Origin of the sequence: uncultured Bradyrhizobium sp. (assembly GCF_964252615.1) — a bacterium.
GTDB lineage: Bacteria > Pseudomonadota > Alphaproteobacteria > Rhizobiales > Xanthobacteraceae > Bradyrhizobium.
The window spans coordinates 13802-28066 of sequence record NZ_CAXUNQ010000058.1; the positions used below are offsets into that span (position 1 = coordinate 13802).

The window sequence follows — 14265 nt, forward strand, 5'->3', positions numbered from 1 at the left end:
CCATCGCCGAGTTGCAGCGTACCGCCGGAAATCGTGGTGCCGCCGCTGTAGCTACCGGCGCCGGCGAGGATCAGCGTGCCGCCGCCGGCCTTGGTCAGGCTTTGCGCAGTGCCGTTGACGATCGGTGCGTCGATCGTCGCGGCGATACCGGTGTCGGTGTTGATGGCGCCAATGCCGGACAGCCCGGCGAGTTGCAGTTGGCCGCCGGCGCCTGCATTCAGGACATAGCCGGTGGTGCTGAACTGCAGCGTGTCGAAAGCCTGCGCTGCAGCGATCGTGACGGTCCCTGCCGTGCCTGCAAACACGCCGACGGAGCCGTGCCATTGGTCGTTGATGCCGGCCTGCCCGGGCGCGCCGGTCCAATTGGTCCTGACGGCGCTCCAGGTGCCGGTGCCGCCATTGACGACGCCGTTGCCGGTTTGATCGGCGCCGTCCCAGAACTGGATGTGCTGGCCGGCCGCCGCGATCAGCAGGTTGACCTGGTTGGGCACGTTGGTCAGCACGGCAGGCGTGCCGTTGCTGCTGCCGCTGATGACGTCGAAACCGCCGGCCGCCAGCGTCCCGTAATCGAACAGCCGGTAGTAACCCGCCGACGGCGCGTTGACCGACAAGGTGCCGCCCAGCGTAAGGTTGCCGGTGACACGGACGAGATCGTTGCTCGCGCCGCCGGCCACGCCTGCCGAACCCAGTTCGAAAACCGAGGTCGAACCGGCGTTCAGGTTCAGCGCGCCGAGCGTCAGGGTTCCCGGGCTCTGGCCCGCCGACAACGTGCCGCCGGACAAAACGGTGACCGCGCCGCCGACCGAGCCGGTGCCCGACAGCATCGCGCCGGACTGCACGGTGACCGCGCTTGCGATTGATCCATTGACCCGCAGGTTGCCGCCCGCAACCGTGGTGGCGCCGAGATAGGTGCTGGCGCCCGACAACGTGAAAAGTCCGGCGCCCTGCTTGATCAGGCCGCCGTCGCCGGCGAACGCGCCGGAAGCGTTGGTCAGCGTCAGCGTCCGGCTGCCCAGCGCCACGGTGCCCGTGCCGGACAGGTTCTTGATCGCGGCTCCGGCGGTGGTGGCCGAGATGTCGAACGCGCCATTGGCGATCACGCTGCTCGAACTGGCGATGCTGCCGGTGCCGGATAGCGCCAGCGTGCCGGCAGTGATGGCGGTGGCGCCGGCGTAGCTGTTGCTGCCGGACAGCGTCTGCGTTCCCGCAGCGACGGTCATGCCGCCATTGCCGCCGATCGCGCCCGCGAAATTTCCCGAAGCGTTGGTCAGGGTCAGCGTCTTGGCACCGAGGGTAACGCTGCCGCCGCCAGTGAGCGTCTGAATCGAGGTATCGGCCGCGCTCACGCCGGATATATCGAACGCGCCGCCGGCAAGGACGCCGCTCGAACTGCCGACGCTGCCCGCGCCCGAGAGCGCCAGCGTGCCGCCGGTGATCGTCGTTGCGCCGGTATAGCCATTGACGCCGGACAAGGTCTCTGTCCCGGCTGCAAGCGTGACGCCGCCGCTGCCGCCGATCGCGCCCGCAAACGTACCGGACGCATTGGTCAGGGTCAGCGTCCGGCTGCCCAGCGCCACGGTGCCCGCGCCCGACAGGGTCTTGATCGAGACTCCCGCCGCGGCGCCTGAAATGTCGAACGCGCCATTGGCGATCACGTCACTCGAACCGGTGATGCTGCCCGTGCCGGAGAGTGCCAGCGTGCCGGCAGTGATCGTGGTCGCGCCGGTATAGCTGTTGCCGGCCGTCAGGATCGTCGTGCCCGCGCCGTCCTGCTGGACCGCGCCGCTGCCCGAGATCGCGCCGTCGAACTGATAGGCGTTCGATCGCCGGAAGGCGAGCGTGGCGTTGTTCACGACATCGCCGAGGATCGATCCCGCTGTCGTGTTATTGCCGAGTTGCAGCGTGCCGGCGGTGATGGTGGTGCCGCCGGTGTAGCTGTTGGCGCCGGACAGCGTCAGCGTGCCGACGCCGATCTTCTCCAGCGCGCCGGGACCGGTGGTGCAGCCGCAGAGATTGTTATCGTCGATGACGCCGCTGACCTCGGTGGAGCGGTCGTTGCCGCCGGTGACCAGCGTATTGCCGCCGCCGATGTAGTAGCTGCCCGCGCCGGCGATGGACCCTGCATTGATGCGGCCGTCATTGTTAGGCCCCCGGCTTTCCGAGAAATCGACGATGCCGCCCGATGCGGTCTCGAACCGCGCGCTGGCGCCGTCGCTGTGGCCGGAGAAGTAGGTCGCACTGGCGGCGTTGGTGGTGATGAAGGCATTGCCGGCGGTGCTGTGATTGCGGAAGTCCATGCCGTAGGAGCTGTTATTCACGATCACGGCGCTGTCGGCGGAAGCGTGGTTGTTGAAATCCAGCGCAGCGGCGTCGTTATTGGTGATGGTTGCGCTGCCGGCCGTGCTGTTGTCCCGGAAATGAACCTGGCCATAATCATTATTGGTGATCGACGCCGCAATGTTTCCGGCGCTGCTGTTCGAATAGAAAAGCACCGCCCCGGCGTCGGCATTGACGATCCTGCCGCCTTCGAGCTTGGCCTTGTCGTTGAACATCACGTAGTTGAAGCCTGCGTTGTTGATCGTCGCATCGGCCGCAGTGCTGTTCTTGGTGAATTTGACGAATCCGACGCCCGATCCGGCAATAGTGTTGATGGTGGCCTGACCCGCAGAGGCGTTGTTGAACACGGTGCCGGCAAAAATACGATTATTGATCGTCATCGTTCCAGCGTCGGTCGAATTGCGGAAAGTCGCAATCGCGCCGGGCTGGTTGGTGAGCGTCGTGATGCCGGAGGTGTCGGCATTGACGATATTGAAGGTGCCTTTGTTGTCAATGGTGCCGATGATGCTTCCGGAGTTGGCGGCGGTACCCAGCTGCAACGTCCCGCAATTGCAGATCGTGGTGCCGCCCGTATAGGTGTTGGTGCCGATGAAGACCACGCGGCCGCCGCCAATGGTATCGAGCACCTCGAGCGGACCTGCGCCGGTGCCGTTGCTGATTTTGCCGGAAAGCGTCAGCGTCGCGCCGTGGGCATCGATCGCGCCGCCGGCCGCATTGATCCTGAATCTGTTGTCGAACTTCAGATTGCTCAACCCATCGGCCTGAAAGATGCCGCCGTCGAGGATGACGTTGCCGGTGCCGACCGAACCGTTGTTGGTGACCTGCAGCGCACCGGCGCTGATCGTGGTGTTGCCGGAGTAGGTATTGGCGCCCGACAGGATCAGGGTGCTGTTGCCGTCCTGATGCACGCGCACGCCAGCGAAGATTTCACCGATGTTGTTGTTGATGGTGATGATCTGGCCGGCATTCGCCTTGTTGATGATGCCGCCGTTCGCGCCGGCAAGACTGAAATTCACGTCAGCGCCGCCAATTGTGTAGGATTGTGAGTTCGTGCTGAACGTCCACGAGTCCGGTGAGATCGGGCCCGAGGTTACGTTGATGTTTGCTTTTCCGTTGTTTTTGAAAATCGCGGATTGCCCGGGCCCGACCGGCGCAAGAGCCGAGCCCCAATTGGTGCCCAGATTGTAATTCATCGTATTTGTGGTGAAGCCAGGACCGTGCCACACCGACTGTGCCCGGGCAGCGGTTGCCAGCAAGAGGCCCGCGCTGACCAACATCGCGCCGGCGAGCGGCGCAGCGCTCCGATGGCCTCGTATGGGAAGAAGAAGACGCAACGCCGCAACCACCCGAACTCGCCGCCGCCGAACGCGACGTACCCGGCCGGAACTTTCGCAAACCCGAAATCGGGAGTCACGGCATCGCCCGCAACCCACGATAGATTCAATGCAAATCCAGTCCGCCGCGAAGCGGATTCCCGCAAGCTGTTGCGGAAAAGCTACGTTTTATCCTCACCCCGCGGCCTGTCCCCACCGCGGCGCTGATCGTGCCGACGTTATGATCTTGCCTCCAAGACGATCCTTGCAGGTTCTCCGCGCAGGGCGACGCCGATCGAACAGCTTTCTTGCTCCGACACCGCGCCAAACGACGCATTGACTCTGCCGGGCGCGAAAGGCCTCATCATCCAACGTTCTCGCCGCCGAAAATAGCTTGGATGATCGGCCGCCACGCGGTCATCCGTCGCAAGTAAAACGTCAAGGAAACGCCATGCGCAAGCTCCTCGCCGCCCTTCTCGTCCTCCCGCTCGCCGCCGCGCTTACCGCCGCGCCGGCTTCCGCGCAGACCCCGGTCAAGATCATGGTCGGCGGCATCGACAAGCAGATTTATCTGCCGGCGAAACTCGCCGCACAGCTCGGTTTCTTCAAGGAACAGGGGCTCGACGTCGAATTGTTCAATTCGACCTCGGGCTCGCAGGCCGCCACTGCGCTGCTGGCGCGCGAGGTGCAGGGCGTGGTCGGGTTCTACGATCACACCATCGACCTGCAGTCGAAGGGCAAGTTCATCACCGACGTGGTGCAGTTCGGCATTTCGCCCGGTGAAGTGGTGCTGGTAAAGGCCGCCGACGCGGAGAAGCTGAAGGATCCCGCCAACTGGAAAGGCCAGGCGCTCGGTGTCACCGGGCTCGGTTCCGCCACGGATTTTCTCACCCGCGCGCTGGCCGCCAAGGCAGGCTTGAAGGCGCAGGATTATTCGCTGGTGCCGGTCGGCGCCGGCGACACCTTTCTGGCGGCGATGCAGCAGGGCAAGATCGTTTCCGGCATGACCACGGAGCCGACGGTGGCGCGCGCGGTGAAGAACGGCACCGCCAAGGTCGGCATCGACCTGCGCACGCCGGAAGGGGCACGCGCCGCGCTCGGCGGCGATTATCCCGCGGCCTGCCTCTATATGGACCGCGCCTATATGGAGGCCAACAAGGAGCTGACGCAGAAGATCGTCAACGTCTTCGTCAAGACGCTGAAGTGGATGAACACGCATTCGCCGGAGGAAATCGCAGCGCAAATGCCGAAGGATTATTACGCGGGCGAGCTCGATCTCTATGTGCAGGGCCTGCGCGAGGGCAAGGCGCAGTATTCGCCGGACGGCATGATGCCGCAGGGCGCGCCGGAATCGGTGCTCAAGGTGCTATCGGGCTTCTCGCCCAACGTACAGGGCAAGACCATCGATCTGTCCAGGACCTACACCACCGAATTCGTCATCAAGGCCAACGCGACGCATTGAGCGCTCGTCGCCCTCGCGAAGGCGAGGATCCATGCCGTGTCCTCTATGTTCCGGTTGTGCCAGTGTCGTTGTTGTACGGAACCGATAGCGGGGCCAAGGGTTACGGATCCCGCCTTCGCCGGGACTACGTGCACTTTTAAGCAATGGATAAAAACGCATGGACGCACCCGCCTCCTCCGCAATCGCGCTGAAAAACGTCGCCCGCCGCTTCGTCACGCCCGACGGCAACGTGCTCTCGGCGCTGGAAGACTTCGACCTTTCGATTGCGCCCGGTGAATTCTGCGCGGTGGTCGGCCCGACCGGCTGCGGCAAGTCGACGACGCTGGGGCTGATCGCGGGCCTCGCGCGTCCTCAGGCCGGCGCCGTCACCCTGTTCGACGCGCCGGTGAACGGCGTCGATCGCCGCGTCGGTTTCGTGTTCCAGCAGGACGCGGTGTTTCCCTGGCGCAACGTGCTCGGCAACGTCATGGCCGGGCCGTTGTTTCGCGGCGTGCCGAAGGCCAGGGCCGAAGCGACGGCGCGCGACTGGATCGTCCGCGTCGGCCTGAATGGATTTGAGGATCATCACCCGCACCAGCTCTCCGGCGGCATGCGCAAGCGCGTGGCGCTGGCGCAGACCTTCATCAACAATCCGCAGGTGCTGCTGATGGACGAGCCGTTCTCCGCGCTCGACGTGCAGACCCGCGAGTTGATGCAGGAAGAACTTCTTCAACTCTGGGCGCAGGCGAAATCGGCGGTGCTGTTCGTCACCCACGATCTCGACGAGGCGATCCTGCTGGCCGACCGTGTCGCGGTGCTGACCACGCGGCCTGCCCGGGTGAAGTCGGTTCACGCCATCGACCTGCCCCGCCCGCGCGACGTCGCCACGCTGCGCTACGACGAGCGCTTCATCGCCATCGCGCGAAAAATTTCCGACGACCTGCGCGAGGAAGTTTTGCGCGCCCGGGCCGGACACTGAGCATGGCCGAAACCGCGATTCCGACCCCCATCGTTCCCGACGCGCGGATGGAGACCATGGTCGAGCGCATGCGCCGCCGCGCGCGGCTGGTGCTCGCCTTGCGGCTCGCCGTGCTGGTGTTTCTGGTCGGCGGCTGGGAACTCGGCGTTCGCGCCGGGCTGATCGATCCATTCTTCTTCGGCCAGCCCAGCGGCATCGTCGACAAGCTGATCGACTGGTTCTCGAACGGCACCTCGATCGGCCCGTTATGGAAGCAGATCTGGGTGACGATCTATGAGGCCGGCGCGGGCTTCCTGATCGGCGCGGTAATGGGCATCCTGTGCGGCATCGCATTGGGGCGCAATCAGCTGCTGTCGGACGTGTTCTCGATCTACATCAAGGTGGCGAACTCGATCCCGCGCGTGGTGCTCGGCTCGATCTTCATCGTCGCCCTGGGCCTCGGCGCCGCGTCGAAGATCGCGCTCGCCGTGGTGATGGTGTTCTTCGTGGTGTTCGCCAATGCTTTTCAGGGCGTGCGCGAGGCCGACAAGAACCTGATTGCGAACGCGCGCATTCTCGGCGCCAGCGACTGGCAGATGACCCGCGCGGTGGTGATCCCTTCGGCGCTGTCCTGGATCCTGGCCAGCCTTCATGTCAGTTTCGGCTTTGCGCTGGTCGGAGCCATCGTCGGCGAATTCCTGGGTGCACGCGAGGGCATGGGCCTGCTGATCGCGACCGCGCAGGGCTCGTTCGACTCCAACGGCGTGTTCGCCGCGATGATCGTGATCGCGGTGGTGGCGCTGGTCGCCGAGTGGGTGCTGACCCTGATCGAGGACCGGTTGCTGACCTGGCGCCCGGAAACCGCGGTCAACGAATGATGGCAGCGGCCGGCCCCCGGTAGGTTCGGCCGTTGCCGCTCGGCCGACGGATGCTGCGCCGCATCCGGGAGGCCGGAGCCCCCCGATTATGTCGTCGGCGGCGTCCGCGACGAAACAATTCTCCCCACGACGAAACCATTTTGCCGCTCCGGAGCAAACGTCCGGAAACCGTGGCCCCGTAATCATTTCGTTAACGACGCGCCGGAAAGGCGCATTGAGTTGGCGCTCAAACAGACTGAAACAGGGGATCTGCGATGTTCAAGCTGGATTCGATCAAGGCAAACTCATGCCGTGCAGCCGTTGCTTTCGGCGCGCTGGCCATCGGCGTTGTTGCATTTTCCGCCGCCACGGGTGCTGCTCCGGTGCAACTGTTTCCGTTCGTCATGACCCCGCCGGCGCAGGCGCCGCAGGTGCAGGCCCCGCCGCAGGCCGACGAAGACGGCGTCGCCGTCGAATTGCCGGCGCGCCTGAAGCGCCAGATGGTCGCTTACGCCACCCGCGAGGCGCCGGGCACCATCATCATCGATACGCCCAACACCTATCTGTATCTCGTGATGGGCGGCGGCCAGGCGATGCGCTACGGCATCGGCGTCGGCCGCGACGGTTTCACCTGGTCGGGCACGCAGTCGATCACCAGGAAGGCGGAATGGCCGGATTGGACCCCGCCGCCGGAAATGATCGCGCGCCAGCCCTACCTGCCGCGGCAGATGGCCGGCGGCCCCGGCAATCCGCTCGGCGCCCGCGCCATGTATCTCGGCGGCACCATCTACCGCATCCACGGCACCAACGCGCCCGGCACCATCGGCACCCGCGTGTCGTCGGGCTGCATCCGCCTCACCAACGAAGACGTCGCCGATCTCTATTCCAGGGTCAATGTCGGCGCCAAGGTGATCGTGCTGCCGATGGATCGCCGCGCCGATCTCGGCAACGTCGTCCGCTAAATCCCGATCAGACATGAAGCGGCTCCGGCATTCGCCGGGGCCTTTTTTCGTAAGGTGGGCACGCTTCGCTTTGCCCGCCTTGTGGTGTAAATTCTCCTCGGGTGCGACAAACCGGGGGGACGATGCGTCTCAAAACGATTCTGATCGCGCTCGCGATCATCGCGGTCTCGTTTCTCGTCAGCTTCAAGGCGATGGACTGGTTGGCGCCGGGCGGCGCCGGGCCGAAGCTGGTCGAACTCCCGCCGCTTCCCGCCGTTCCGCGCACCTCCACCATCATCGCGCCGGTCGCAATCACCCTTGATGCGATCCGCGGCGCCGCCGACCGCGGCACCCCGCGCAATTTCGCCGGCAAGGCCGCCAATCCGGTGGAGCAGATCCTGCAGAACGCCGATATCGCCTGGAGCGCGGCGCGCGGGCCGATATCGGCCTCCGGCGCCGGGGGCACGTTGACGCTGGCGACGCCGCTCACCGGAACCCTGAACGTAACGGGATCGCTGTCCTCGAAAGTGACCGGCGCGGTCGGCGACGTGCTCGGCGGCCTGCTCGGCGCCAATGCCGCCAGGCAGATCGGCAGCATCAACATCAAGAACATCAACGCGTCGGCCGAAATCAAAGGCAATGTCGCGATAACCGCACGGCCGCAGATCGCGGCGAGCTGGCGCCTCGAGCCGAACCTTGCCGCGCAGGTGAATATGAATGACTCCAGCCTGACGGTGGCCGGCGCGCGCGTTAACGTGCCGGCGCAGATGAAGCCGGTGATCGACAAGGCGGTCAACGATCAACTTGCCGCCACGCAGGCGCGCATCCGCAACGATCCGGCCCTCGAAACCGGCGCGCGGGCGCAATGGAGCAAACTGTGCCGCTCGATCCCTTTGCAGGGCGCAGCCTCGTCGTTGCCGCCGCTGTGGCTGGAACTGCGGCCGACCAACGCGGTGGCCGCGCAGCCGCGCATCGATGCCAACGCCGTCACATTGATGCTCGGGCTCGAGGCCGAAACCCGCATCACCTCGTCGCAGACCCAACCTGATTGCCCGTTTCCCGCCACGCTCACCATCGTGCCCCCGGCGCCCGGACGCGTCAGCATCGGGGTGCCGATCGACATGCCGTTCACAGCGCTCAGCAAGCTTCTTGAGGCGCAGTTCGCCGGCAAGACGTTTCCGCAAGACGGCTCCGGACCGGTGGATGTCATCGTGAAGCGGGCCGGTATCGCGGCTTCCGGCGACAGGCTGCTGATTTCCCTGCTCGTCGATGTGAAAGAAAAGAAAAGCTTCTTCGGCTTCAGCGGCGAAGCCAACGTGCACATCTGGGGCCGGCCGGCACTCGATCCGGCTCAGCAAATCCTGCGGCTGACCGACATCGAACTCGCGCTGGAATCCGGATCCGCGTTCGGGCTGCTCGGCGGCGCCACGCGCGCCGCCGCACCTTATCTGCAACAGGCACTGGCGGAAAAAGCCGTGATCGACCTCAAGCCGTTCGCGTCGAACGCGCAGAGAAAAATCGCCGAGGTGATCTCCGATTTCAAAAAGAACGACAATGGCGTCCGCATCGCCGCCGAAATCACCACGCTGCGGCTGGCCGGCATCGCCTTCGATTCAAAAACGCTGCGCGTGGTTGCGGAAGCAAATGGCGCGATCGATGTCGCGGTGACGGCGCTGCCCGGATTGTGACGCGCCGATGGCGGTGCCGCCTGCGCCATGACGTTGCAGACGCCTTCAGCCACAACGTCCCGCAGCAATAATGACATGCACGTGTGAGCTGCCGCAGCGTTGCTCACGCAGCGCGTGCTGACGCGGCTCGTCAACCTGACATCGCGATTCCTAGCCGAAAGACGCAATCAAAACCACGAAGTCGGCCGCTGAATTGGCTGAAAGTCGGCTATGCCGATGCGGCGGAAGCTGGATAGAAAGAGTCCCGCCAACTAACTCGTTCAAAAAAATTTCCAAGGAGACTGCAATGAAATCCTTCACAGCCGCGCTTGTGACCGGCCTGGCGCTGGTCTCGTCCGGCGCCGCGCGCGCCGAGATTTCCGACGGCGTGGTCAAGATCGGCGTGCTTACCGACATGTCGAGCCTGTACGCCGATGCCACCGGCAAGGGTTCGCTGGCGGCGACGGAGATGGCGGTCGCCGACTACGGCGGCAAGGTCAGGGGCAAGCCGGTGGTGGTGATTTCCGCCGATCACCAGAACAAGCCCGATGTCGGCGTCGGCATCGCGCGCAACTGGTACGACAACGAGAAGGTCGACGCCATCTTCGACGTGCCGACGTCTTCGGTGGCGTTGCCGGTGTCGGCGCTGACACGCGAGAAGAACAAGATCAACATCAATTCCGGCGGCGGCAGTTCCGATCTCACCGGGGTTGCCTGCTCGCCGAACACGGTTCACTGGACCTACGATACCTATTCGCTCTCCAACGTCGCCGGCAAGGCGATGGTGAAACGCGGCGAGGATAGCTGGTTCTTCGTCACCGCCGACTACGCGTTCGGCATGGCGCTGGAGCGCGACGCCGCCAATGTCGTGAAGGAATCCGGCGGCAAGGTGCTCGGCAATGTCCGGCATCCGCTCAACTCGTCGGACTTTTCGTCCTACCTGTTGCAGGCGCAGGCTTCGAAAGCCAAGGTCGTCGCGCTCGCCAATGCCGGCGGCGACACCACCAATGCGCTAAAGCAGGCCGCCGAATTCGGTATCGTCAAGGGCGGCCAGAAGATGATCGCGCTGTTGCAGGAGATCACCGACACCCATGCGCTCGGCGCCAAGGAAACCCAGGGCCTGATCGTAACCGACGCGTTCTATTGGGACATGAACGACGAGACCCGGGCATTTTCCAAGCGGTTCAACGAGAAGGTCGGACACATGCCGACCATGATCCAGGCCGGACTCTATTCGGCAACCATGCATTACCTGAAAGCGATCGAGGCAATCGGCACCGACGAAGCGCCGAAGGTGATGGAGCAGATGCGGGCAACGCCGATCAGCGACTTTTTCGCCAGGCACGGACAGATCCGCATTGACGGCCGCATGGTCCACGACATGTATCTGTTCGAGGTCAAGAAGCCGGAGGAATCCAAAAACGAATGGGACCTCTACAAGCTGCTCGCCACCGTGCCTGCCGATGAAGCGTTCCGCCCGCTCGACAAGGGCGGCTGCCCGCTGGTGAAAACCAATTGAGGCTCCGCCACGAAAAGAAGCGCGTCCGGCAATGGCCGAACGCGCTTCCAGACTACCTGCTTTTCAGGTCGCTTAGGTCGAATATTTGAACTCCGGCATCGCCTTCAACTGGTCCTTGCTGGCATTGAAGACCGCGTGGTCAGGATACCAGGGGTTCGGCTTGGAAGCGGTCGCCGCCGGCGCGGTTGTGGGGGTCGTGGTGGTCGTGGTTGCCGTGCCCGTGGTGGTGGTCGACGGCGCCATCCCGGTCGGCGTCGTAGCGGTGCTTCTCGCGCCGCCCGCGCCGGCATAGGCTACGGGTTCGTTGACGAATTTCAGCTTGTCCATCGGCACGGCGACCAGATGCTCGCCCACGCCGAGAAAACCTCCGACGCCGATCACCGCCGCCTTGATGTTTCCGCTCTTGTCGGTCAGCAGGTCGTTGATCGAACCCAGGCTCTCATTGTTTTCGTTATAGACGTTCAAGCCGACCAGCTTCGATGCCCGCCACGTGCCCTGATAGGAAGATTGATCGCTTGCAGCGGCGGGGGCCATATTGGTGTCGCTCGATGGCGCCGGGGTCTGTGCGAAAGCTGCCGTGGCCAGTAGCGCTGTTCCCATGAGACTTGCAGTCAAATATCTCCGCATCATCAGTCGCTCCTTGAATAAAGCTGGTGTGGAGAAAACCCGCAGCCGTGGTCTCGGTTCCTAGGTTGCACGACTATTTCGGGTTCCCGAGGCGTTGACGCGGCGCAAAACGGCCCTTCTGTTGGAACGGGAGCTTTTCAGGAGCATGCAATTACCGCCGGTCGGCGTTGTGGGTCGAAAGCCAGGGACGCGGCCACGGCACCGCCGAAGCCGGCTTTTAATAGGCCGATGGATCGACCGCGGGCTCGGCGGTATGCGCCGCCCCCGGTTTGCGGATGTGGATCGTCGCGAGTTCGTCGGCGTAGATCTTCTGCCAGCCGTCGATATGGTCGAGCAGCTTGGTCGCGGCGCTTTGCGTCCGCATCAGCGTCGCCTCGATTCTGTAGTCGTCCAGCAGGCGGAACAGATTCTCCGGCTTCATCAGCCCGCTGGCGCTGTTGTGCGCGACAAAGAATTTTTCCCCATATAGTTCGGTGCGCCCGTCGATGAAGGGTGCCACGCCGCTGGCGATCAGATAGCCGCCGAAGTCGTAGTCGTTGAACACGCGGCTGAAATTGAGCTTCTTCAGTTCAGCAACCGCCGCGACCGGCGAACCGCGCATGTGCGGCTCGAAGCGAATCATCGACGCACAGGCCATGGTGCCTGCCAGCAGGGTGACCGCGAGACCTGCGATGAGCGCGCCGTGCGGCGGCGAAATCGTCGCCTTGGCGTCCTCGGCCGCGCCGATCTGCTTTGCCAGGGGAGCGGCGAGAAACAGCGGCACCAGCAGCGCGAAAATTTCCAGGCTGCGCATCTGGCTGAGCGCTATGTGAAGCAGGCCGAGCAGCAGCACGATGCGCAGCGGGGGCAGCGTGATGCCGCGATACAGCGCGAGTGCCAGCCCCAGCAGCAGGCAGATTTCCAGCGGACCGACAGCGGAAAAGTCCGCCGGACGCCATTCCATGATCAGCGGCAGCGCCTCGCCCAGGGCCAGGATTTTTCGCGATGCCAGCAGCGAATTCCAGCCATAAGGCGTCAGGCAGCTCGCGGCGAGCGATGCGGCGGCAAACGCGGCCCATCGCAGCGCCAGCGGTTTGCGCATGCGCGCATCGGCATTCCACACTGCATCGGCCGCGATCGGCGCCACCAGTGCAAGGCCGAGCACGAAACCGCCATGCAGGTTGGCCCACAGCGCAATCAGCGGCAGCAGCCAGAACGATGGCGCGGCGCGGCGATCGGCGGCCTGCACCAGTCCGCCGACCCATGCCGTCATCACCGGCAACGCCAATACGTGAGGCCGCGCCAAAAGATGCGGCACGGTCAGCGCCAGCGCCGTCGCGATAAATACCAGCGTCGTGCTTTCGTTGAGGCGCTTCGCCAGAAACCGGGTGAACAGCGCGAACGTCGTCGCGATACAGGCCGATGCCAGCACCACCGGCCCGGTCCAGCCCGCGGCTGCATAGGCGGCGGCATACGCGACTTGCGCCAGCCATTGCGTCGAGATCCATGGCTGACCGCGCATCGTGAACGAATAGGCGTCGGTATGCGGTACCGTGCCGTGATCAACGATCCACTGGCCGATGGTGATCTGCCACATCGTGTCCGGGTCGATCAGCAGATGATTTCCGGCCAGCACGAACACCGCATAAATGCCGGCGCCGACCCATACCGGCAGCAGCCCGCGCATCGGGCCGGCGCGCTCGGCGGCATGGGTCGCGGACATCGTCATTGCGGATACCTGTCATGAGCGGGTTCCCGGCGATCGAAGCACGGGAGGGCATAATTCTTGGTAAATCGGCGAACTGGCACCGCACGAGAATGCCGGGATTTAGCCACAGTTGCGGCGCGTAAGCTTTGTCCAACGCGTCATCCGGCTGGCCGAGGCTCCTATCAATGAAATCAACGGTTTTCCTCGCGGGACCGATCGCCGTCATGGCTCTGTCTTGTTCGGGTGCGTTGGCGCGCGACGCGCAGTACGATGCCCTGGTCGCGACCCATGCCAGGGCCAACAATCTGCCGGAAGCGCTGGTGCACCGGGTGATCGTGCGCGAAAGCGGCTATCGGCCGGCCCTGATCAGCCGCGGCAACATCGGCTTGATGCAGATCAAGCTCGGTACCGCGCGTGGCCTCGGCTACACCGGGACTGCGGAGGGGCTGCGTGATCCCGATACCAACCTCACCTGGGCGGTCAAGTACCTCGCCGGCGCCTACCGCGCTGCAAACGGAGACCATGGACGCGCCGTGCGCTATTATGCCAGCGGCTATTATTATGCCGCCAAGCGGCAACGGCATCAGCCGCCGCCGCGGCTGGAAGAACTGACCAGCGCCAGTGCGCAGCAAGTGGCGAAGTAAGCCGTCATGGCCGGGCTTGTCCCCGCCAGTTTCGCACATCCCGCCATACGCGCCTGACCCGCGTATCCATCCAACTTCGGAAGAGTCGTTTAGAAGTGCACGGATTTCCGGGTCAAGCCCTACTGGATGCACACATCTCATCATACGCGGGTCAAGCCCGGCCATGACGGCCGAGATGGGTGCATATAACAGGGTTCGTCCCGGCCATCCACGTCTGACCTCCACATCGGAAAGAAAGACGTGGATGCCCGGCACAAGGCCGGGCATGACGGCG

10 protein-coding genes are annotated in these 14265 nt (G+C 64.3%); 7 read left to right on the forward strand and 3 right to left on the reverse strand.

The annotated features are described in order from the left end of the window. The coding region (locus ACFE72_RS21175; protein ID WP_375415085.1) for a beta strand repeat-containing protein at positions 1 to 3353 on the reverse strand (3353 nt) is incomplete at its 3' end. Between the two features lie 748 nt (positions 3354 to 4101). On the opposite strand from ACFE72_RS21175, the gene ACFE72_RS21180 reads away from it, so the two are divergent. From ACFE72_RS21180 to ACFE72_RS21205, 6 genes are all read left to right on the forward strand, one after another. Then, the gene (locus tag ACFE72_RS21180) at positions 4102 to 5112 is read left to right on the forward strand and encodes an ABC transporter substrate-binding protein (RefSeq protein ID WP_375415086.1); all 1011 of its coding nucleotides are present in this window, start codon (positions 4102 to 4104) and stop codon (positions 5110 to 5112) included. Positions 5113 to 5269: 157 nt separating this feature from the next. Next, complete coding sequence (locus tag ACFE72_RS21185) at positions 5270 to 6070, forward strand: ABC transporter ATP-binding protein (RefSeq protein WP_375415087.1); 801 nt, start codon at positions 5270 to 5272, stop codon at positions 6068 to 6070. 47 nt (positions 6071 to 6117) lie between these two features. Further along, complete coding sequence (locus ACFE72_RS21190; RefSeq protein WP_375415095.1) at positions 6118 to 6927, forward strand: ABC transporter permease; 810 nt, start codon at positions 6118 to 6120, stop codon at positions 6925 to 6927. 254 nt (positions 6928 to 7181) lie between these two features. Beyond that, positions 7182 to 7868: a L,D-transpeptidase gene (locus ACFE72_RS21195; protein WP_375415088.1), complete on the forward strand. Its 687-nt coding sequence runs from the start codon at positions 7182 to 7184 to the stop codon at positions 7866 to 7868. A gap of 122 nt (positions 7869 to 7990) precedes the next feature. Continuing rightward, complete coding sequence (locus tag ACFE72_RS21200) at positions 7991 to 9535, forward strand: DUF4403 family protein (protein WP_375415089.1); 1545 nt, start codon at positions 7991 to 7993, stop codon at positions 9533 to 9535. A gap of 286 nt (positions 9536 to 9821) precedes the next feature. Beyond that, positions 9822 to 11033 (forward strand): ABC transporter substrate-binding protein, encoded by a 1212-nt coding sequence (locus ACFE72_RS21205; protein WP_375415090.1) that lies wholly within the window; start codon positions 9822 to 9824, stop codon positions 11031 to 11033. 72 nt (positions 11034 to 11105) lie between these two features. On the opposite strand, the gene ACFE72_RS21210 is transcribed toward ACFE72_RS21205, so the two are convergent. Continuing rightward, complete coding sequence (locus ACFE72_RS21210) at positions 11106 to 11663, reverse strand: PRC-barrel domain-containing protein (RefSeq protein WP_375415091.1); 558 nt, start codon at positions 11661 to 11663, stop codon at positions 11106 to 11108. 214 nt (positions 11664 to 11877) lie between these two features. Continuing rightward, positions 11878 to 13368 (reverse strand): hypothetical protein, encoded by a 1491-nt coding sequence (locus tag ACFE72_RS21215; protein ID WP_375415092.1) that lies wholly within the window; start codon positions 13366 to 13368, stop codon positions 11878 to 11880. 164 nt (positions 13369 to 13532) lie between these two features. On the opposite strand from ACFE72_RS21215, the gene ACFE72_RS21220 reads away from it, so the two are divergent. After that, the gene (locus tag ACFE72_RS21220; RefSeq protein ID WP_375415093.1) at positions 13533 to 13991 is read left to right on the forward strand and encodes a transglycosylase SLT domain-containing protein; all 459 of its coding nucleotides are present in this window, start codon (positions 13533 to 13535) and stop codon (positions 13989 to 13991) included. The last annotated feature ends 274 nt before the right edge of the window (positions 13992 to 14265 follow it).